The sequence below is a fragment of the Streptomyces diastaticus subsp. diastaticus genome, assembly GCF_011170125.1.
Classification (GTDB): domain Bacteria; phylum Actinomycetota; class Actinomycetes; order Streptomycetales; family Streptomycetaceae; genus Streptomyces; species Streptomyces diastaticus.
This window is the reverse complement of record NZ_BLLN01000003.1, coordinates 1,609,304-1,628,915: the sequence shown is the minus strand read 5'-3', so window position 1 is coordinate 1,628,915 and position 19,612 is coordinate 1,609,304. Positions and strand designations below refer to the sequence as shown.

General features: G+C 73.2%; 19 protein-coding genes. 9 read left to right on the top strand and 10 right to left on the bottom strand.

Going from position 1 to position 19,612, the window contains the following annotated elements:
* Positions 1-544 precede the first annotated feature (544 nt).
* The gene (locus tag Sdia_RS15720) at positions 545-3,469 is read left to right on the top strand and encodes an FAD-binding and (Fe-S)-binding domain-containing protein (protein ID WP_189500585.1); all 2,925 of its coding nucleotides are present in this window, start codon (positions 545-547) and stop codon (positions 3,467-3,469) included.
* Between the two features lie 475 nt (positions 3,470-3,944).
* Positions 3,945-4,409 (top strand): NUDIX hydrolase, encoded by a 465-nt coding sequence (locus Sdia_RS15715; RefSeq protein WP_115068304.1) that lies wholly within the window; start codon positions 3,945-3,947, stop codon positions 4,407-4,409.
* A 136-nt stretch (positions 4,410-4,545) separates the two neighbouring features.
* Here the strand turns inward: Sdia_RS15715 and Sdia_RS15710 are convergent, their stop codons facing one another.
* Positions 4,546-4,848: a sulfurtransferase TusA family protein gene (locus tag Sdia_RS15710; protein WP_100455739.1), complete on the bottom strand. Its 303-nt coding sequence runs from the start codon at positions 4,846-4,848 to the stop codon at positions 4,546-4,548.
* Positions 4,849-5,312: 464 nt separating this feature from the next.
* Here Sdia_RS15710 and Sdia_RS30170 point away from each other — a divergent pair, with 464 nt between their 5' ends.
* Together Sdia_RS30170 and Sdia_RS15700 are read left to right on the top strand one after the other, a co-directional pair.
* Positions 5,313-5,687 (top strand): dihydrofolate reductase family protein, encoded by a 375-nt coding sequence (locus tag Sdia_RS30170; protein ID WP_262417690.1) that lies wholly within the window; start codon positions 5,313-5,315, stop codon positions 5,685-5,687.
* A 123-nt stretch (positions 5,688-5,810) separates the two neighbouring features.
* A complete protein-coding gene (locus Sdia_RS15700; RefSeq protein ID WP_164380160.1) occupies positions 5,811-6,920 on the top strand; it encodes an AI-2E family transporter in 1,110 nt (369 codons plus the stop codon).
* A gap of 109 nt (positions 6,921-7,029) precedes the next feature.
* On the opposite strand, the gene Sdia_RS15695 is transcribed toward Sdia_RS15700, so the two are convergent.
* The gene (locus Sdia_RS15695) at positions 7,030-7,590 is read right to left on the bottom strand and encodes a sugar O-acetyltransferase (RefSeq protein ID WP_100455737.1); all 561 of its coding nucleotides are present in this window, start codon (positions 7,588-7,590) and stop codon (positions 7,030-7,032) included.
* Positions 7,591-7,981: 391 nt separating this feature from the next.
* On the opposite strand from Sdia_RS15695, the gene msrA reads away from it, so the two are divergent.
* Positions 7,982-8,497, top strand: a complete 516-nt coding sequence (gene msrA / locus Sdia_RS15690; RefSeq protein WP_115068306.1) for a peptide-methionine (S)-S-oxide reductase MsrA — start codon at positions 7,982-7,984, stop codon at positions 8,495-8,497.
* Between the two features lie 213 nt (positions 8,498-8,710).
* Here the strand turns inward: msrA and Sdia_RS15685 are convergent, their stop codons facing one another.
* The 3 genes from Sdia_RS15685 to Sdia_RS15675 are packed head-to-tail and all read right to left on the bottom strand — an operon-like array spanning position 8,711 to position 10,963.
* Complete coding sequence (locus Sdia_RS15685; RefSeq protein WP_115068307.1) at positions 8,711-9,574, bottom strand: 5-oxoprolinase subunit C family protein; 864 nt, start codon at positions 9,572-9,574, stop codon at positions 8,711-8,713.
* Positions 9,571-10,185, bottom strand: a complete 615-nt coding sequence (locus tag Sdia_RS15680) for a 5-oxoprolinase subunit B family protein (protein WP_100455734.1) — start codon at positions 10,183-10,185, stop codon at positions 9,571-9,573. Before Sdia_RS15680 ends, Sdia_RS15685 begins: the two co-directional genes overlap by 4 nt.
* A gap of 1 nt (position 10,186) precedes the next feature.
* The gene (locus Sdia_RS15675) at positions 10,187-10,963 is read right to left on the bottom strand and encodes a LamB/YcsF family protein (RefSeq protein ID WP_189500588.1); all 777 of its coding nucleotides are present in this window, start codon (positions 10,961-10,963) and stop codon (positions 10,187-10,189) included.
* 372 nt (positions 10,964-11,335) lie between these two features.
* On the opposite strand from Sdia_RS15675, the gene Sdia_RS15670 reads away from it, so the two are divergent.
* The 3 genes from Sdia_RS15670 to Sdia_RS15660 all read left to right on the top strand — a co-directional run bounded on the left by Sdia_RS15670 (position 11,336) and on the right by Sdia_RS15660 (position 12,833).
* Positions 11,336-11,671, top strand: coding sequence for a hypothetical protein (locus tag Sdia_RS15670; RefSeq protein WP_189500586.1), 336 nt, complete (start codon positions 11,336-11,338; stop codon positions 11,669-11,671).
* Positions 11,672-11,737: 66 nt separating this feature from the next.
* Positions 11,738-12,502: an IS5 family transposase gene (locus tag Sdia_RS15665; protein WP_185393684.1), complete on the top strand. Its 765-nt coding sequence runs from the start codon at positions 11,738-11,740 to the stop codon at positions 12,500-12,502.
* 76 nt (positions 12,503-12,578) lie between these two features.
* Positions 12,579-12,833, top strand: coding sequence for a hypothetical protein (locus Sdia_RS15660; RefSeq protein WP_189501022.1), 255 nt, complete (start codon positions 12,579-12,581; stop codon positions 12,831-12,833).
* Between the two features lie 473 nt (positions 12,834-13,306).
* On the opposite strand, the gene Sdia_RS15655 is transcribed toward Sdia_RS15660, so the two are convergent.
* The 5 genes from Sdia_RS15655 to Sdia_RS15635 all read right to left on the bottom strand — a co-directional run bounded on the left by Sdia_RS15655 (position 13,307) and on the right by Sdia_RS15635 (position 18,118).
* Entirely contained in the window at positions 13,307-13,921 is a 615-nt protein-coding gene (locus Sdia_RS15655) for a hypothetical protein (protein ID WP_189501020.1), read from the bottom strand.
* Positions 13,922-13,989: 68 nt separating this feature from the next.
* Positions 13,990-15,366 (bottom strand): PE-PGRS family protein, encoded by a 1,377-nt coding sequence (locus tag Sdia_RS15650; protein WP_189501017.1) that lies wholly within the window; start codon positions 15,364-15,366, stop codon positions 13,990-13,992.
* 177 nt (positions 15,367-15,543) lie between these two features.
* Entirely contained in the window at positions 15,544-16,440 is an 897-nt protein-coding gene (locus tag Sdia_RS15645) for a ferredoxin family protein (RefSeq protein WP_100455730.1), read from the bottom strand.
* Positions 16,437-17,651: a cupin domain-containing protein gene (locus Sdia_RS15640; protein ID WP_189501015.1), complete on the bottom strand. Its 1,215-nt coding sequence runs from the start codon at positions 17,649-17,651 to the stop codon at positions 16,437-16,439. The genes Sdia_RS15645 and Sdia_RS15640 overlap by 4 nt, the downstream gene beginning before the upstream one ends.
* Positions 17,648-18,118, bottom strand: a complete 471-nt coding sequence (locus Sdia_RS15635) for a BatC protein (RefSeq protein ID WP_115068312.1) — start codon at positions 18,116-18,118, stop codon at positions 17,648-17,650. The genes Sdia_RS15640 and Sdia_RS15635 overlap by 4 nt, the downstream gene beginning before the upstream one ends.
* Before the next feature lie 647 nt (positions 18,119-18,765).
* On the opposite strand from Sdia_RS15635, the gene Sdia_RS15630 reads away from it, so the two are divergent.
* A complete protein-coding gene (locus Sdia_RS15630; protein WP_100455727.1) occupies positions 18,766-19,611 on the top strand; it encodes an MIP/aquaporin family protein in 846 nt (281 codons plus the stop codon).
* Position 19,612 lies beyond the last annotated feature (1 nt).

Here is a 19,612-nt window from a genome sequence, read left to right as displayed (position 1 = left end):
GGAGAGGGCACGGCGCAACGTCGGCGCGGTCCTCGGGGCCCGGGACCTGTCCATGCGGGACGTCGTGAAGGTCACGGCCCCACCTGCGACACCTGGAGCGGGACTTCGCCGCCTACGACGAGGCGTACCGCGCCTTCTTCGCGGAGACGTGCCCGGTGCGCACCACGGTCGGCTCCGGTCTGATGGGCATCCTCGTGGAGATCGACGTGGTGGCCCTGCTGCCGGGCCCGGCCCTGCCCGGCTGATCACCGGTGTGCCCGCCGGTCCCGGCCGGGACCGGCCAGGGGGTGCCTTCGAGGTCCTGGGCGGTGTCCGCGGTGTCCGGTGCGTGCTCTCGGCACGTCTGGCGGAAGCTGTCGTACCGGACGTGCTCGGGCTGTCGCCCGGTGCGGCGAGCGTGCGTGCCGGGCGCCGTGGGCGCCGTACGGGACTTCGAAGCCGTCCCCTGCCACACCGGCCGCCCCCCGCGCACCCGCCGGATTGGCCGGGACGCGCGGTCGTACGCTGAACCGCACCGCTCGACACTGCCCGGGAGACGAACGCCATGCCCCTGCTGGAGCCCAAGCCGGAAACCCTCCGTCCCACGGCGGCCCGCACCGAGGCGGCCGACCGGGTCGCCGACGGCGGCGCCACGGGGGCGCCTGAGCCGCTCCGCGCCGGGCTGACCGCGCTGCTGGGCCCGGACAAGGTCCTGTGGAAGATCTCCGACCTGGTGAAGTACGCCTCCGACGCCAGCCCCTACCGCTTCGTGCCGCAGGTCGTCGTGCTCCCCGAGAACATCGGCGACGTCTCCGCGATCCTGGCGTACGCACGCGGCCACGGCCGCCAGGTCGTCTTCCGCGCCGCCGGCACCAGCCTGAACGGCCAGGCCCAGGGCGAGGACATCCTGGTCGACGTGCGACGGCACTTCACCGGCATCGAGGTTCTGGACGCCGGGGCCCGGGCGCGCGTCCGCCCCGGCACCACGGTCGTGCGGGCCAACGCCACCCTCGCCCGGTACGGCCGAGTCCTGGGGCCCGACCCGGCCAGCGCCATCGCCTGCACGGTCGGCGGGGTCGTCGCCAACAACGCCTCCGGGATGACCGCGGGCACCACCCGCAACTCGTACCGCACGCTGGCCTCGCTGACCTTCGTGCTGCCCAGCGGGACCGTCGTCGACACCGCCGACCCGCACGCGGACGAGACCCTGGCACGCACCGAACCGGAGCTGTGCGCGGACCTGCTCGCGCTCAAGGCGGAGATCGAGGCGGAGAAGGAACTCACCGCCCGCATCCGCGCCAAGTACGAGATCAAGAACACCAACGGCTACCGGCTGGACGCCTTCCTGGACGGCGCGACGCCCGTCGAGATCCTGCGCGGCCTCATGGTCGGCTCCCAGGGCACCTTCGGGTTCATCTCCGAGGTCGTCTTCGACACCCTGCCGCTGGACCGCAGGGTCTCCAGCGGTCTGCTCTTCTTCCCCTCGCTGACCGCCGCCGCGGCCGCGGTGCCGTTGTTCAACGAGGCGGGCGCCCTCGCCGTCGAGCTGATGGACGGCAACACCCTGCGCGCCTCGGTGAGCGTGCGGGGGGTGCCGGCCGACTGGGCCGGTCTGCCCCGGGAGACGACGGCGCTGCTGGTGGAGTTCCGGGCACCCGACGAGGCGGGGCAGGCTGCCTTCGAGCGGGCGGCGGCCCGGGTCGTCGAGCGGCTCGACCTGGTCGCCCCGGTCGCCTCGGTGACCAACGCCTTCACCCGCGACCCCAAGGTCGTCTCCGGCTACTGGACGGCCCGCAAGGCCTTCGTCACGGCGGTCGGCGGCTCCCGCCCGGCGGGCACCACCCTGATCACGGAGGACTTCGCGGTCCCGCCCTCCCGGCTGGCCGAAGCCTGCGAGGACCTGCTCCAGCTCCAGGCGCGGCACGGCTTCGACGCCGCCGTCGCCGGCCACGCCGCCCACGGCAACCTGCACTTCCTGCTCGCCTTCGACGCGTCGAAGAGTTCCGACGTCGACCGGTACGCGGCGTTCATGGACGAGTTCTGCCGGATGACCGTGGAGCGGTTCGACGGATCGCTGAAGGCGGAGCACGCCACCGGCCGCAACATCGCCCCGTTCCTGGAGCTGGAGTGGGGGCCCCGGGCGACCGAGCTGATGTGGCGCGTCAAGCAGGTCATCGACCCCGCGGGCGTACTGGCTCCCAGGATCGTCCTCGACCGCGACCCGAAGGCCCACCTGCGCGGGCTGAAGACGATCCCCGGCATCGAGCCGGTCGCCGACCCCTGCATCGAGTGCGGCTTCTGCGAACCCACGTGCCCGAGCCACGACCTGACGACCACCCCGCGCCAGCGCATCGTGCTGCGCCGCGAGATGCTGCGGCAGCCCGCCGGCTCCCCCGTCGAGGAGCAACTCCTCGCCTCCTACGGCTACGACGCCGTCGACACCTGCGCGGGCGACTCCACCTGCGCGATCGCCTGCCCGGTCGGCATCGACACCGGCGCCATGATGAAGGACTTCCGCCACCGCAGGCACGCGCCTCGCGAGGAGCGGATCGCCACGCTCACCGCGCGGCGCTTCAAGGCCGTGGAGGCGTCGGCGCGGCTCGCGGTCGGCGCGGCGGACAAGATCAGCGACCGGCTGCTGACCGCCGCCACCGGCCTCGCCCGCAAGGCCGTACGCCCCGACCTGGTGCCCGAGTGGCTGCCGGAGATCCCCGGCGCCGCCGCCCGCGCCGTGCCGCCCACGTCCCGGGCGGGGGCGAGCGCCGTCTACTACCCGGCGTGCGTCAACCGGATCTTCGGCGGCCCCGAGGACGACGGCACCCCCTCGCTCCAGCAGGCCGTGGTCGACGTCTCGGCCCGCGCCGGGCGGCCGGTGTGGATCCCCGACGACGTCACGGGCACCTGCTGCTCGACGATCTGGCACTCCAAGGGTTACGAGGATGCCACCACCGTGATGGCCAACCGCGTCGTCGAGGCCGCCTGGGCGTGGACCGACGGCGGGCGGATGCCGCTGGTCGTGGACGCCTCGTCGTGCACGCTCGGCATCCAGCACGAGGTCGTCCCCTACCTCACCGACGCCAACCGCGAAGCGCACGGGCAGCTCACGGTGGTCGACTCGGTCGTCTGGGCGGCCGAGGAGCTCCTGCCGCGGCTGACCGTCCGCCGCACGGCCGGCTCGGCGGTACTGCACCCGACGTGCTCGATGCACCACCTGGGCGAGGTCGGCCACCTGCGCGAGGTGGCCGGGGCGGTCGCCGACGAGGTCGTCGTCCCGGACGACGCCGGATGCTGCGCGTTCGCCGGTGACCGGGGCATGCTACACAAGGAGTTGACGGCCTCCGCGACGGCCAAGGAGGCCGCGGAAGTGACCTCACGCGCGTACGACGCCCACCTGTCCGCCAACCGCATGTGCGAGATCGGCATGGACCGCGCGACGGGCCGCGAGTACTACTCGGTCCTCATCGAACTGGACCGGGCGACCCGCCCTTGAACGTGTCTCCTCCCACCCCGCGCCGCTCGGGGTGGGAGGGCCGCTCCGCCCGCGAGGCCCGCCCCCACAGAACTCTTCGCCAGTGCGGCTCCCTCATCCGCGGCACTCACGGCCATGCCCCGCCTGACCCGCCCGTCGGCGGGATACCGGCGGGCGCCCCCTCGAAACGCTCCGGTTCCCGCGTGCCGCTCCCCGGGGGCGTGTGTCTGGATCCTCTCGCCACCAGGACGACCTGTGCCGCACGGGATGCCCGCTCACTGGTGGTCAGGGCGGGGCACCGGGACACCGGGCCGTCGCTTGCGGCGGACGCCGCTCCCGAGGGCGTGCCGCACGCCGGACCCGACAAGGCGTGGCTGCGGAGTGAGGGCGGGCTCCGTGCGGGCTCGGCCGCGGGCCTCCCCGTGCGAGCAGGGTCGGCGGCACACCGCCCGTCCCGTCCCCGTCCCCGTCCCCGTACACCCCGAGGAGCATCCCGATGAGCCGACGACTGGCGGCGTACGCCCTGTGCTGCGCGGACGGGCGTGTCCTGCTCGCCCAGCACGGTTCGGGTACCTGGACGCTCCCCGGTGGCGGGGTCGAGGCCGGGGAGGACCCCTTCGACACGGTGAGCCGGGAGCTCACCGAGGAGACCGGGCTGACGGGGGTGGTCGAACGGTTGCTGGGCGTGGACTCGCGGCTGATCCCCTCGGCGGAGCGCACCGTGCCCGGCGGCCCCGACCACCAGAACATCGGGATCTTCTACGAGGTGCGTGTCACCGGCGGCCGGCCGCGCCCCGAACCGAACGGCGACACCCTCACCTCGGTCTGGGTTCCGGTGTCCGAGGTGGCCGGGCTCCGGCGGTCCTCCCTCGTCGACGTCGGCCTGGCCCTGGCCGGGAGCCGCCCGGCGACCGGCCACGTCCCGCCGGTCCCGGTCGACGGGCTGCTGCTCCGGCACTGACGGCGGGCCGGGCGCGGCGAGGGCCGTCCCGCACGCCGCTCACCTGCCGGGCCGGGGGTCCCGCCGGTTCGGGAGAGAACCGGTACGTGAGCGGCGGCGCGCTCCGTCGCCGTGCTCCGCCACAGCTCCGAGCCGGTCACGGGCCACCCGGCTCGGCGCGGTGCCACGGCGCGTCGGAGCGGGTGGATCGCGCCCGGGCGGTGAGCCGGAGGGCGTAGACGGAGCGGCGGTCCCCTCCGACGGGGCCGAGGTACTGGTGGCCGGTCAGGTGGCACCAGGCGGGCAGGTCGAGGGGCGCGGCGGGGTCGGTGGCGATGACATGGACGAGGGTGCCGGGTTCGGCGCCCTCGATCTCCTTGCGCAGGCGCAGCAGAAGGGTGACGCAGAGCAGTCCGGTGCCGTCGACGGTGCGGCCGGGCGGGCGGGGGTCAGAGGTCATACCGCTCATCGTCGTTCAGCGCGGTCCGCCGCCTTCGGCCGGCCCGGCCGAAGGCGGTGCCGCGCCCGGCGGTTCACCGGTGGCGCCCCGGGGCCGGGGGCGCGGCAGCCGGGCCTCCGACGGCTGCGCGGTGACGCGACGAGTCCGGTCGGCTCTGACACTCCGTACGCCCGTCGCGCGGTCCGACGACCCCACGACCCCCGCACCTGCCGCCTGCGGAGAGAAGCCGATGACCGACACCACCTGCCACATGTCGGTCTCGCTCGACGGCTTCGTCGCCGGACCCGAGCAGAGCCGGGACGATCCGCTGGCAAGCGCGGCCAGGAGCTGCACGGCTGGCACATCGGCGACCCGCGCGCGACCGGAGCCGACGAGACGGCCAGCGGCCGGCTGACGCGCCCGCGTGGTGCCCATGTCATGGGCCGCAACATGTTCGGACCGGTCCGAGGCGAGTGGGACGGGCCGTGGAACGGTTGGTGGGGCCCCGAGCCCCCGTACCACGCCCCGGTGTTCGTGCTCACCCCCTACGCCCGCGGACCGGTCACGCCGGCGGAGGGGCCACCTTCCGTTTCGTCACCGAGGGCTTCGGCACCGCTTACGCGCAGGCGCTCGAAGCCGCCGACGGCAAGGGCGTGGACATCGCCGGTGGCGCTTCGACGGTGCGCCAGGCCCTCGGCGCCGGCGCGATCGACGAACTCACCCTCGACATCGCGCCCGTCCTGCTCGGCGGCGGCGAGCGCCTCTTCGACGGCGTCGGAACCTTCGGTTTCGAGCCCGTCGAGGTTCTGCACTCACCGCTGACCACGCACGTCCGCCACCGCAAGCGCGACGGCGGCTGAGCGGCGACCGGGACCACCCGGCCCCAGCCGCACCCCGTCGGCACGGCGCTCGCCGCCTTCCACCGGCAGGCGCCGCACGGCTGACCGGGCAGGCCCGGGGCCGCCGGTCAGTAGGGTGGCCGCATGTCCACCAGGCTCAGTTCCACCAAGTCCCGTGCCGCCCTGCACACATCGGCGCGTACCTCTGCCCAGTTGTTGCTGGTGGCCGTCGCCGTCACGGCCGGGTTGTGGCTGGTCGGCCAGATGTGGCCGGTGGTGTGGCCGCTGGTGATCGGCCTGCTGATCACCACGCTCACCTGGCCGCTGGCCCGTTTCCTGCGCAACCACTCCTGGCCCCCGGCGCTCGCCGCCTCGGCCGTGACGGTACTCGCCCTCACCGTGGCGGCCGGCATCGTGGCCCTGGTCGCGGTGCCGGTCGCCTCCCAGTCGGGGACCTTGGCGGACGGAGTGATCGCCGGGGTCGACCAGGTGCGTGACTGGGCGGCCGGACCGCCGCTGAACATCGGCGACGCCGAGATCACGAAGGCGATGGACTCGGCCGTCGCCCGGCTCCAGGACAGTCTCGGCACCACGGTCTCCACGGTGGCGACCGGGGTGGGCACGGTGGTCCACGGCGTCGTCACGGCGGTCATCGCCGTCTTCCTGATGTTCTTCTTCCTCAAGGACGGGCCCAGATTCCTCCCGTGGCTGACCCGCCAGTTGCCGGGCCGGCTCGCCGTCGACGTCCCGACCGTCGCGGAGCGCTGCTGGAACACGCTGGGGGCGTTCATCCGCTCGCAGGCGCTCGTCGGCCTGATCGACGCGGTCTTCATCGGCATCGGTCTGTGGATCCTGGGAATCCCGCTGGTGCTGCCGCTGTCGGTGGTGACCTTCGTCGGCGCGTTCGTGCCGATCATCGGCGCGTTCTTCGCCGGTTTCGTCGCGGTCCTGATCGCTCTGGTCTCCAACGGCCTGACCGACGCCCTGATCGTTCTCGCCCTCATCATCGTCGTGCAGCAACTGGAGGGGAACGTCTTCCAGCCGATGATCCAGAGCAGGGGGCTCGGCCTGCACGCGGCGGTGGTCCTCCTCGCCGTCACCCTCGGCGGCAGCCTGGCCGGCATCGTCGGCAGCCTGCTCGCCGTTCCGGCCGCCGCGCTGATCGGGGTGGTGTGGGGGTACGTACGCGAGCAGCTCGCCGAACCGCCTCAGGACGCGGCCCCCGGTGAGCCTCAGGGCGCCACGGCCGTCTGACCGGGTGGTGCGCACCGCTCGGCGGGCCGGGGTACCGGGAGCGGCCGGCTCTTCCTGTACTCCGGCGCCGAGCGGTCGTCTCCCGCGCGGCTCACTCGGACCCGCCGGGTCAGGGAGCCGGCGGGGCCTCGGGGAGGGGGATCTCACGGATGATCCTGGCGGGGTTGCCGACCGCCACCACGTTGGGCGGCAGATCCTTGGTGACGACGGCGCCCGCGCCGACCACGGTGTTCTCCCCGATGGTCACCCCGGGGCAGACGATGACTCCGCCGCCGAGCCACACGTTGTCGCCGATGGTGATCGGCTCCGCCGCCTCCCACTTGGCCCGCCGCGCCACCGGGTCCACGGGGTGCGTCGGCGTCAGCAACTGGACGTGCGGGCCGAACTGCACGTCCTCCCCGACGGTGATCGGCGCGACGTCGAGGAGGACGGCCCCGAAGTTGATGAAGGTGCCGCGCCCCAGGGTGATGTAGGTGCCGTAGTCCACCCGCAGCGGCGGCCGTACGTCCACGTCCTCACCCACGCTGCCGAGCAGCTCGACGAGGAGCGTGCGGCGTGCCTGGGGGTCGTCGGACGGTGAGGCGTTGAACCGTTCGCTGATCTTCGCGGACCGGGCCGCGTCGGCCTGGATCTCCGGGTCGTCGGCTTGGTACAGCTCACCGGCGAGCATGCGTTCTTTCTGACTGGCCACTACGGTCCCTTCGCTGTGACAGTGACAGGCCCACTCTGCCCCGTCCCGGCGGCCTCGCGCAGGTATCCGCGCGGTCGCCGACCGGGCGAGCGTCCTGAAGGGGCCTGCCTGGCCGGGGCGGGGCGGGCGGGGGGCGGCGGGATCCGTCAGCGGAGGAATTCCCGGGGCCCGCGGGCCCCGGGTACCGGCATGGGGAGGCCGCCTCCCGGGAGCTCGCACGGCCGTCCGCACGGAACGGCCCGCCACCGGGCCCTACGCACCGGGGTCCGGGCGGGAATGTCGACGCCCCCGGGATCGTTACGCCAGCCGAGAGGCCCCGGCGCCGCGAGGGCGGCCGGGCGCGCGTCGATGCCAGTCGGGAGCACAGCGTATGGACACCGGAACGCAGAAGGCCGTACTCGCCGGAGGCTGCTTCTGGGGCATGCAGGACCTCATCCGGAAGCAGCCCGGGGTCGTGTCGACCCGGGTCGGCTACACCGGCGGGGACACACCGAACGCCACGTACCGCGACCACGGCGATCACGCCGAGGCGATCGAGATCCTGTACGACCCGGAGCGCACCGGCTACCGCGACCTGCTGGAGTTCTTCTTCCAGGTCCACGACCCGACCACCCTCGACCGGCAGGGCAACGACGTCGGCCGCAGCTACCGCTCGGCGATCTACTACGCCGACGAGGACCAGCTGCGCACGGCGCGGGACACCATCGCCGACGTGGAGGCGAGCGGCCTGTGGCCGGGGCCGGTGGTGACCGAGGTGGAGCCGCTGGGCGACTTCTGGCAGGCCGAGCCGGAGCACCAGGACTACCTGGAGCGCTACCCGAACGGCTACACCTGCCACTTCCCGCGCCCCGGCTGGAAGCTGCCGCGCCGGGCCCGGACCGCCTGACCGCGCGGGCCCGCCGGCCCGCTCCACACCTGACCCGAGAGGGCCGGGACCGCTGACCCGAGGGGGCCGGGACCATGCCGGGTCCCGGCCCTCTTCGGCGCCGCGACGCCGCGGGCAGGGCCGGCGCCGCTGGGACAGCGTCCGTGTCAGCGCCCCGTCGGCACCCGCCTGCTCCTCGCAGGTGCCCTCCGGCGACGAGCGGCCCCGGGCGGGTCAGCTCGGTGCCGTACGGAACCGCAGCGTCTGCCCCGGCCTGACCTGCGCGGCGAGGTCCAGGTCGGCGCGGAGGACGACGGCGATCACCGGGTAGCCGCCGGTCACCGGGTGGTCGGCCAGGAAGAGGACGGGCCGGCCTCCGGGCGGGACCTGGACGGCGCCCGGGACCATGCCCTCGCTGGGCAGCTCCCCGTCGACGGCGCGTCCGAGGGCCGGCCCGTCGAGCCGCATACCGACCCGGTCGCTGGCCTGCCCCACCGTCCACGGCTCCGCCAGGAGGCGCCTCGCGGCCTCCGGGACGAACCAGTCGTCGCGCGGTCCGAGCACCACCCGCAGCACCACCTCGCCGCCGGCCGGCGTACGGACCGGTGCCAGGTCGACGTGCGGGAGAGCGTCGGGCGCGGGCCCGGCCGGCAGGACGTCGCCGACGGCCAGGGGGGCGGGGCCCAGGGCGGCGAGGACGTCGCGGGAGCGCGACCCCAGCACCTCGGCCACGGTGAGCCCTCCGCGCACCGCGAGGTAGCTCCGCAGCCCCACCGGGGGCGCCCCCAGTTCCAGCCGCTCCCCCTCGGCCAGCTGGATCACCCCGTACGGCGCCCCGGTACTGAGGGGCGCCGGGGCGCCGGTCACCGCCACGGTCACCGGCCGCAGCGCCCGCACCGCGAGGCCGCCGAGGGTCGCCTCGACGGCGGCGGCGCCCTCCGGATTGCCGACGAGCCGGTTGGCCAGGCGCAGGGCGGAGCGGTCCGCCGCCCCCGACGCCCCCACGCCCATGGGTGCCAGCCCCGGCCTCCCCAGGTCCTGCACGGTCGCCAGCGGCCCGGTGGCCAGCACCTCCAGCGCGTCCCCGCCCCGCGTCACGGCCGCCCCACCTCCTCGAACCGCACCCGCACCCCGGGGCGCAGCAGGGCCGGGGGCGTGCGGTCCTCGCGCCACATCTCCAGCCGAGTGCGGCCGATGAGCTGCCAGCCGCCCGGCGAGGGGCGCGGGTAGACGCCGCTGAACTCCCCGGCGAGGCCCACCGCTCCCGCCGGCACGCGGGTACGCGACTCCGCGCGTCGCGGGACGGCCAACTCCGGTGCACCGCCGATGAGGTAGCCGAAGCCTGGGGCGAACCCTCCGAAGGCGACGGTCCATTCGCGCCCGGTGTGCAGCCGCACGACCTCCCGGGCAGGCAGCCCGGTCAGCTCCGCGACCCGGGGCAGGTCCTCCCCGTCGTACACGACGGGGATCCGTACCAGCTCACCCCTCCCGGTCGGCGTGCCGCTCAGTTCCAGGCGGCGCACGTGCCGTTCGACGCGGGCCGGGTCGGCTCCGGGCGCCAGTCTCAGCAGGACCGTGCGGGCCGCCGGGACGAGGTCCTCGACGCCCGGCGGCAGGCCGGCCGCCAGGGCGCGGTAGAGCGCCAGGGCCTCGTCGAGCGAGCCGGTCCCGACCAGCAGTCCCTGGTCGGCGCAGGGCAGGAACCGCACGTCAGCGGCCCTCCCCGGTGAAGGCGCGCAAGGTGATCCCCTCGGCCTCCAGCCGCTCGCGGACGGCCAGGGCGACGACCACCGCGCCCGGGGTGTCGCCGTGCACGCAGAGCGAGTCGGCGTGGACGACCAGCGGGGTGCCGTCGATCGCCGCGATCGGCTCGCCGCGGGCCAGCCGGACGCACCGCTCGGCGATCAGCTCCGCGTCGTGCAGCACCGCGCCGCGCTCCCGGCGCGGGACCAGCGTGCCGGAGGGCGTGTACGCGCGGTCGGCGAACGCCTCGCGGAAGACGGGGAGCCGGCCCTCCTCGGCCTTGGCCAGCCAGCGCGACCCGGGCAGCCCGAGCACGGGGCACTCCGGGTCCCAGGCGCGGACCGCCGCGACCACGGCCGCGGCCTGCTCCTCGTGGTGGACGATCGCGTTGTAGAGCGCGCCGTGCGGTTTCACGTACCGCACCCGGGTGCCGGAGGCGCGGGCCAGCCCGTCGAGGGCGCCGATCTGGTAGAGCACGTCGTCGGCGAGTTCGCGAGGCGGTACGTCGATGAAGCGCCGGCCGAAGCCGGCGAGGTCGCGGTAGCCGACCTGGGCGCCGACCGCGACGCGCCCGGCCGCCGCCTGGCGGCAGGCGCCCCGGATGACGGTGGGGTCGCCCGCGTGGAAGCCGCAGGCCACGTTGGCGCTGGTGACCACCGTCAGCAGGGCGTCGTCGTCGCCGAGTTCCCAGCGTCCGAAGCCCTCGGCGAGGTCGGCGTTGAGGTCGATGCGGATGGGGACCACCACTTCCGGTCAGGGCGGCGAACGGGCCGGGCGCGGACGGAGCACCGGGCTGCCCCCCAGTCCACCACAGGTGATCGCCACCGCGCCCGACGCCGCCGTCCAGGCCGTGGCGGCAGGCGACCCGCCGCGTTCACCCACCGCCCGCTGGGCCACCCTGATACTCGTGGCACCCGGCGCCCCGGTACCCCGGTGGGCGGGTTCCGCTGATCCCCGCAACAGAAGACCGCCACCATCTACCTGGCGGGACTCCACATCGCAGGCATCTTCCTCTGGTCCTCCCGATGATCCGAACGAAACTGCCTAGGAGTGGTGGGGCCGGCGACACTGGAACGCACCTCCCGAAGCTGGAGCGCAGGAAGAGAGTAACGGGGCATGGTGGGCGATTCGTGGGAATTCGAATTGGTGGAGTACCGGAGCAGCGGCAAGCGGAGGGATGAGAAATCAGGGGTCACGGGAGATATCGGCGTCTTCGGTCCCGTCGCCGTGGAACGCTCAGCCCTCTACACCCCCCTGAACAAAGGCATGGAAACGGCGTGGCTGAGCGGCCCTGCCTTTCCGAAGACGGTTTTCCGAGGCAAGCGCAGATCGGGTCAGCCTTCCCTCCACAAAGCGGAGCTGACGCTGGCCGGAAAGCCGGCCGAACTGCGTTTCAATTCCCGGGCCCTGAGCCTTTTCCAACCTGCTGCTGGAGTACCACAGTTGGGCTGACAAGGTGGTGAAGCCCCTGGTAGATGGGTTTTCGACCAAGAGAACCGTCTCCACCAGAGGCTTCGCATGCTTGTTTACCCGTCGGGTGTCGACGTGTCCAGTTCCGCCCTCCGCTTCCTCACGCAGCAGCTGCGGCGCCACCGCCGCGCGATCGGCTCCCGGTGGCGGCGCCTGACCGCCGGCCGCCAGGCCCTGCTCACCCTCGCCCATCTGCGGATGGGCCACACCTACGCCCAGCTTGCGGCCGGGTTCGGCATCGGCACCACGACGGCCTACCGCTACGTCACCGAGGCGGTCGAGCTCCTGGCCGCTCTCGCCCCCGGCCTGACCGACGCGGTGCGGACCGCATCGGCGAAGGCGTACCTGATCCTGGACGGCACCCTCCTGCCCATCGACCGCATCGCCGCGGACCGGCCGTTCTACTCCGGCAAGCACAAGAAGCACGGGATGAACGTGCAGATCCTCGCCGACCCCTTCGGCCGGCTGCTGTGGGCCTCACCCGCCCTGCCCGGCGCCGTCCACGACATCCGCGCAGCCCGCGAACACGGGATCATCGACGCCCTCGCCGAGGCAGACGTCCCATGCTGGGCCGACAAGGCATACCGAGGCACCGGCGGCACGGTCCGCATCCCATGCTGGGGACGGTGGGAAACCCTCTCCACAGGCCAGCAGGCGGTCAACCGGTCCCACGCAAAGATCCGGGCCCTCGTCGAACAGGCCGTCGCCACCCTCAAGTCCTGGCGACTCCTCCGCAGGCTACGGTGCTCGACCACCCGGATCACCAGCCTCGTCCAAGCCACCCTCACCCTGCATCTGACCAGCTCGGAGTGAGGATGGAAAAGGCTCCCTGTGTAAGGAGGCGCGGCGCCTGCACATCGCCTACGAGCGCCGGACGTACGTCTACTCGGTGGAACGTCCGGGCAAGCCGAGGGTCTTGGAGCGCGAGGGCGCCAAGGTCGAGATCGAGATCTCCCGGCACATGCCGCCCACCGGCTACGTCAGCCCCGGCACGGCGACCGGTTCGGTCGACGCGGTGGACTTGGCAATCGCCATAGTTCTGGAAGAGGTGGACACCGACGTCCTGACCTTGGTCGGGACCGCGATGTCCTCGCCGTTCGCCCTCATGCACTACCTGTCCGACACGGGAGATCAGGAGAAGTGAACGGTTTGGTTCGGGTCGCCGGACGGCCCAGAGCGACACGGTGGCGGCGTTCTCCCAGGTGTATTGACCCGCAGGGTTGTTGACGCGGCTGATGGATGGCTGGCCGCCGAGTGTGGTGTTCAGCCGTGGTGGTTGTAGGTGTCCTCGCTGTGGGGGAGCTGATGTCCTACCCTCACGTCCCCATGCAGCACGAGTTTGACGGGAGTGCGAGAGCGCTCGGCACCGTCGAATTGTGCCGCTCGGGAGCACCCCTGGCCGCGCGCGCCTCCCTCATCCCCGGTTCTCCCCGAAGGTGAGGGAGGCGCGTGCGGCCAGGCGCGGTGACGTACTGACCGAACCTCGCTCTGCGCCCGGGCCTCTCCCGGTCCAGCGCCTCCGGCAGGCTCAGCCTCTCCGTCCGGTGCGCCTGCTCCATGCCTCGTGCGCGATGCGCGGCTTCGCGCTTCACCGCCTGCCACTCCCCTCTCGGTCGCCTATTCCGCTGTGTCCGAGAGGTGGTGCAGGAGAGCGAAGGGAGAGGACAGAGCGGTCCCGGTCACAGTGAGCAGATCGGTGTCCACCTCCTCCAGGACGATGGCGATCGCCAGGTCCACGGCGTCACCCGGCCCCACCACCTCACCGATCCGGCCCACGCCGAGCGACGGAACGAACTCGCCGAGTCGCAGGGCGACGCGTACGCCGTCCCGAACCAAGGAGTTCGGTTTACCCATCCCGTCCGAGGAGTAGACGTACTCCCTCCCGCCGTAGTCGACACGCAGGGCACGACTCTGCTTACGGAGGGCACGCGCATTGAATCGCAGTTCCGCCGGGTCCCCGTCAAGAGTCAGCTCCGCCTTCGACAACGAAGGCTGACCATTCCTGCGCCTCCCCCGAAAAACCGTCAACGGAAAGGCGGGGCCGCTCAGCCTGACGGTGTCCATGCCGTCGCCCACCCGCCGGTAGGTTTTGGTGTGCTCGACACGTACCTGCCCGAAGGTTCCCACCTCTCCACGGAGCCCTTCTTTGGCATCACGGGCCTTGTCGTCATTCCCGTACGCCATCAGCTCGAACCTCACCACGCGACCCCTGATCTTCCTCGCGACGGCCACTCGTACTCCTGACTACTGCTTGCCATCACGGTGCCTTTTGGTCCATGCGGCGCCCTGGCACGCCGCTGCTAGTCGAACGGATTGAGCGCACTGCTGATCTTCTTCGCACCGTCCACGAGCCCCTCGGTGGCATCATCCAGCTTCTCCGCGGCCCACTCCCCCACCCTGCCGGCGCCTTCCTTGACGCCGTCCCAGCGTTCGACCACTTTCAGCCCGCCGTAGACGATGCCGGTGCCTACGGCGAGGCCGATGGTGACCGGGTTGGGAGCCACCGTCGCGGCGGTCAGAGAGGCGTTGAATCCGGCCTCCGCGTAGTTGGCCACGTAGCCGGCCGTGCTCTTCTTCCACTCCTTCCCGTGGTCCATGGTGACGATGTTGGCGACGGAGAAGCCGGTCGCCGTCAGCGACCCGGCCACACCTGCCCCTCGCCACAGACCGGCGGTCTTCACGGCGGCACGGAAACCGCCGCTCCGGCCGACCTTCAGGAGACTTGCCTGTCCCGCCCTGCTGACGGCCTGCCCCGAATGCGTCGTACCTCCGTGCAGCTTCGCGATCTCGTCGGAGCCTACGAAGAAGTTGAGAGCCTGGTTGGGGGTGAAGCGCAGAAATCGAGTGTTCATCAAGCGGTTACGGCGTGCCGTGTCCAGCCCTCTGCCCCAGCGGTCTGCCAGGACACCGGACGCGAAGGGCACGTTGGCCGTCGTCTGATACAGAGAACTCCGGCCGGCCATGTTGCCGAGCTGCCCGGGCAGCCAGCTTCCGGGAGCGGACAACGAGCGAATTGGCGGGTCGTACTTCTGGAGGATCAGGCCCGCGCGACGCAGGAAGGGGCTACGGTCCCTGGCGAGCCAGCTCGCCTCAAGGCCGGCTTTCATCGGGCGGATTCTGCCCGTCTTCACCGAGTTCCCCCACTGCACGTTGGCCAGCGAGAAGCCGCTCCCCACCGCCGTCTGTGTCGCGGCGGCGACGTTGAGAGCGTCGCTCCCTGCGCTGATCATCTCGGCGAGGGTCTTCTCGTGGATCTCCAGGCCCGGGATCTTCAGGAGCGCGTGGGCCTCGAGGCGCACGATCCAGTCGCCGAACATCTCGCCCTTCCGGCGCGCCAGCCCTTCGGCCTCCGGATCGACGCTGGCGGCAACCGAGTTGGCCAGTAGGCACGTCTCGGGGCTGATCTGCGGGCCGGCCTTCTCCAGATCCTCGCGGGTGGCACCCGCCATCAGCAGCCCGGCCGTCGGGTCGCCGTTCTCCAGGCGCAGGCGGAGGGCTCTCATCCGTAGGTCCCTGGCCTGGTCGCGGGCCCAGGGCCTCATCGGCTTCAGCGCGGTCAAGTGCCCACTCACCCCGAGCTGTGAGGCCCGGGTGAACGCCTCGTCCAGGCGCTCTTCCAGACCACCGCGTCCGTCCAGGAGCTTCGCCAGGTGCTCCAGGTCTTCGGGGTTTGCCATCGGAACGACATACCGCGCCCCCTCCCCTCGCGCTGCGCGAAGAGGATCATACGCGCCGAGGGCGGCGGGGAGAGGGCAGGCCAGCGGCGTCCGGCCACGCGAAGCGGGGCTTCGTCGGCGTGGGGGCCCGGCGATCGGCGCGTGCGGCAGCGCGTTCGCCGTCGAGAAGGTGAGAAGTCAGCCCAGGCGCAGTGAGGTGGCCTCGTGGACGACCGCCGAGCTCGGCGCCAGTCCTCGGCAGGTCAGTTGGCGTGGGGGCGTGCGGGCGGAGCGGACCTCCACCTCGACCGTCAAAGGGTGTGGCGGCCGCCCGGCGAGCTGGACGTGCCAGAGGTCGCCGAGGCGGGTGGTGGCGGTGACGGCCCAGGCGTGCCGGCCGGCCGGGCCGAGGTGCTGGAGCGCGGCGGCGACGGCGACCTGCTGCGCCGGGACCAGGTCGGTGTAGCCGCGCAGGTGGTCGGCGTGGACGCGGTCGGCGAGGTGTTCCTCGACCGCAGTGACGGACGAGGCGGCGTCGAGTCCGCCGTAGTAGACGCCGTCGGGCAGGACGACCACGTTGGCGGCGAACCGGTCGCCGCCGACGTGGGTCGACTCCCACACGAGTTCCGGCCGACGCTCGCTCAGGGCGCGGGCGGCGGGCCGGCCTCGCATCGCACAACAGGTGTCGTGGAGGCCGTGCGTGCAGACGAGGACGGCCGGTGGCAGACCCGTCTCGCCCGGCGCGCCGAGGGCGGCGACGATCCCCGCCAGGTCCTCGTCCTGGCTCCAGGTGCCCCACCGCTGGCGGTGGCCGCCGGAGCCGCCGTACCGCAGGACGGCCCAGCGCCACGGCCCCCCGGGGCTGCGGCGGCCGTGGCGTCTGATCAGGAGGATGCGGGCCCTGACCGCCTGGGCGGCGGAGAACACCAGTGCCTTGACGCCCGGTTCCAGGTCCAGGCCGTCGAACCCGTTGGGCGGCCAGCCGCCCGGGTACTCGATGAGGACCCAGACGAGGCCGAACGGGGCGGTCCCCGCCAGCGGGTCGCCCCGGTGGCGGGCCGCGGCGGCGCAGAAGAAGCGGGGCGGCCGCGTCACAGCGGCGGGCCCTGCTCGCCGGGGACCAGGACACCCGCCCGCAGCAGCCGCGCGACGAGGGGGACGCCGAGTTCTCCGGCGGGACGCGCCACGCCGTCGAGCAGCCTTGCCACCGAGGGGAGTTCGTCGTCCGGCAAGTCGAGCCAGCCGACCCGGGTGGTGAGGCGTCCGCCCTCCAGCCGTGGGGCGAGCGCGGGGCGCAGGCGTACGGACGTGCCGGGGCCGAGCCTGTCGACGGCCGCGAGCTGCGCCAGCGGCCCCAGGGGGGCGGGGCGGCCCTGCGCGCGCCGGGCCCGGTGGAAGAGCGGGGCGGGATCGGCCCGGGTCACGGCGGCGGCCAGGCGTTCACGCACCAGGTCGAGTTCACCGTCGGGGCCGTCCACGCCCAGCGGCAGCGTGCCGCGCAGCGCGGGGTCCTCGCGCAGCACGGCCAGGGCGGCCTGCGCGAGGTGCTCGGCCAGGGCGTACCTCGTCCAGGTGTGCACGCCGAGGGTCAGGTGGACCGAGACCTCGCCCTGTGCCCGGGCGGCGTGCAGCCAGCCCCGGGGGAGGTAGAGGACGTCGCCGGGTTCGAGCACGGTGTCGAGGTAGGGCTCGCCCTCGGCCGCCTCGGCGACGGCGGTCCGGCGATCGGTCCAGGGCTGGTCGCGGAGCGGGTCGGGGTGGACGGGCCGGTGGACGGACCAGCGCTTGGTGCCCTCGATCTGGAGGACGAAGACGTCGTGGACGTCGTAGTGGTCGTCGAAGCCGCGGCTCTGCGGCGGGGTGACGTAGGCGTTGGCCTGGACGGGGTGCCCCAGTTCCGTGCTGAGCCCGGCGCAGAACGCCGCGACCGGCTCCCAGGTCCGGTGGAGGGCCTGGAGGACGAGGGTGGCGCCGTCGGCGAACTCGCGCCACAGGGCGGTGTCGTCGAGTTGGTCGGCGATGGTGGCGCCGACGCCGGCGGGCCCGGTGAAGGCGGAGTCGGGGAGCGTGGCTCCGCTCCTGGCCACGCGCAGGAAGGGGGTGCGCAGTCCTCGGCGGGCGATCAGCTCGTCGACGGCGCCGGCCGAGAACAGATCGGCGAAGTCACCGGCCCGGCGGGTGAGCAGCGCGGTGCGTGCCCAGACGTCGCGGGCGAACTCCTCGCGGGTCAGCCCGGTCAGACGCGTTTCGAGGACCCCGGTGCCGTCGACGCCGGGGTCCTCACGCGTGGTCCGGGAGGGCGTCAACGGCCTCGGCCGGGCCCGTCGGCGCTGCCGTCGGCACCACCGTCGTGGACGCCCGGCGTCCCCGCCGCGCCCCCGTCCGCGGGACCTTCCGCCGCCCCGTCCGCACCACCGTCGTGGACGCCCGGCGTACCGGCGGCCCCGCCGTCCGCGGGCCCCTCGGCGGCACCGTCCGCACCGCCGTCGTGGACGCCCGGCGTCCCCGCCGCGCCCCCGTCCGCGGGACCTTCCGCCGCCCCGTCCGCACCCCCGTCATGGACACCGGGCGTACCCGCCGCACCACCGTCGGCCGGGCCCTCGGCGCCGCCGTCGGCACCGCCGTCGTGGACGCCCGGCGTACCGGCGGCGCCGCCGTCCGCGGGCCCCTCGGCCGCCCCGTCCGCACCGCCGTCGTGGACGCCCGGCGTCCCCGCCGCGCCCCCGTCCGCCGGGCCTTCCTGCTGCTTCCGGTCCTGCTCGGGGTTGGTCATGGTTCCTCCCGCGTGGTGGGACTGGGCGCCTGTACCGGTGCCCGGACGTGGGGCAGCGTCACCCCCGGCGGCACCGTCCGAACCAGCGTACCGCTATGGGGCGAATGTCACGATGTGGGCGATTGGGGAGGTCGGCCGGGTCCGGGACGGGCCGGGCAGAGGCACCCGGACCGCTTGACGGTCGGGGCGATGGGCGCGGTCGGCTGGGCCTGCTCGCGGCCTCCGGGCTGCACGGCGGGGCGTCGGCGGGCGTCTGACCGGGACCGAGATCCCCTCCTGCGGCATCGGCCCCCAGCTCGGCCAGGCGCGGGCGGGGTGATGGCGGGCTGGACCGGCACCCGCTCCGCCATCCGGACCGGCGGCCTCGCCTGCCTCGCCTTGGGCGGGCCTGCCCACCGCCGCCCTGTCCAGGCTCGTGACGCACGACGCCCGCACCGACGAGGAGACCCTGCGGCGCCGCGGGGCACACACCCCGGCGCCCGCCGGGGTGCCGGTGCCGGACGCCACCTGAGCGGCCGGGCCCCCTTCCGGCACTTCACTCGTCCGCCCTACAAAGTTCGTCCCGGTATGCGCAGATTGACGCGGAACCATACGCTCCCACTGCTCGGGTAGTCGACAGCCGGTACGGCGGCGGAGAGCGAGCTTCGATGGGTGGGCCCAGTACGAAGTCGGGACTTTTGCGAGAGTTGTCGGCGGAGTTCGTCGGCACGATGATCCTCATTCTTTTCGGTTGCGGTGTGGTGGCCCAGGTGATCGCGGGCGGTGCTCTGACCGACCCGCCGGGCGGCCTCGGGGATCACGACAGCATCGCGTGGGCGTGGGGCCTGGGCGTCACCCTGGGCGTCTACGTGGCGGCCCGGCTGAGCGGTGCCCACATCAACCCCGCGGTGACGGTGGCCCTGGCCACGTTCCGGGGCTTCCCCTGGGCGAAGGTGCTGCCCTACAGCCTGGCCCAGACGGCGGGTGCGTTCGTCGCCGCGCTCCTGGTCCGCTGGAACTACAGCGAGGCCCTGGCCAAGGCCGATCCCCTGCACACCTTCACGACGCAGATCGTCTTCTCCACGCTGCCGTCCAACGGCAACCCGGGGCTGCCGGTGTCGGAGTGGGGCGCCTTCCGGGACCAGGTGATCGGCACCGCCATCCTGCTGCTGCTCATCATGGCCCTCACCGACCTGCTCAACACGCCGCCCGGTGCCAACCTGGCCCCGTTCGTCATCGGCCTGGTCGTGGTCGCCATCGGCATGGCGTTCGGCACCAACGCCGGGTACGCGATCAACCCGGCCCGCGACTTCGGCCCGCGACTCGCGAGCTTCCTCACCGGATACGACGACGCGTGGCGCGACCAGTACGGAAACCTCTACTTCTGGGTGCCCATCGTGGGCCCGCTGGTCGGCGGGGTGATCGGGGCGGGGATGTACAAGTTCATGATCGAGCGATTCATGCCCTCGGCGGAACCCGAACCCGTGGGACGCGTCCCCGAACCCCAGGACTGAC

Coding starts and splice junctions, on each gene's coding strand:
- Sdia_RS15720 (WP_189500585.1), top strand. CDS start 545: ATGCCCCTGCTGGAGCCCAAGCCGGAAACCCTCCGTCCCACGGCGGCC.
- Sdia_RS15715 (WP_115068304.1), top strand. CDS start 3,945: ATGAGCCGACGACTGGCGGCGTACGCCCTGTGCTGCGCGGACGGGCGT.
- Sdia_RS15710 (WP_100455739.1), bottom strand. CDS start 4,848: ATGACCTCTGACCCCCGCCCGCCCGGCCGCACCGTCGACGGCACCGGA.
- Sdia_RS15700 (WP_164380160.1), top strand. CDS start 5,811: ATGTCCACCAGGCTCAGTTCCACCAAGTCCCGTGCCGCCCTGCACACA.
- Sdia_RS15695 (WP_100455737.1), bottom strand. CDS start 7,590: ATGCTCGCCGGTGAGCTGTACCAAGCCGACGACCCGGAGATCCAGGCC.
- msrA (WP_115068306.1), top strand. CDS start 7,982: ATGGACACCGGAACGCAGAAGGCCGTACTCGCCGGAGGCTGCTTCTGG.
- Sdia_RS15670 (WP_189500586.1), top strand. CDS start 11,336: ATGGTGGGCGATTCGTGGGAATTCGAATTGGTGGAGTACCGGAGCAGC.
- Sdia_RS15665 (WP_185393684.1), top strand. CDS start 11,738: ATGCTTGTTTACCCGTCGGGTGTCGACGTGTCCAGTTCCGCCCTCCGC.
- Sdia_RS15650 (WP_189501017.1), bottom strand. CDS start 15,366: ATGGCAAACCCCGAAGACCTGGAGCACCTGGCGAAGCTCCTGGACGGA.
- Sdia_RS15635 (WP_115068312.1), bottom strand. CDS start 18,118: ATGACCAACCCCGAGCAGGACCGGAAGCAGCAGGAAGGCCCGGCGGAC.
- Sdia_RS15630 (WP_100455727.1), top strand. CDS start 18,766: ATGGGTGGGCCCAGTACGAAGTCGGGACTTTTGCGAGAGTTGTCGGCG.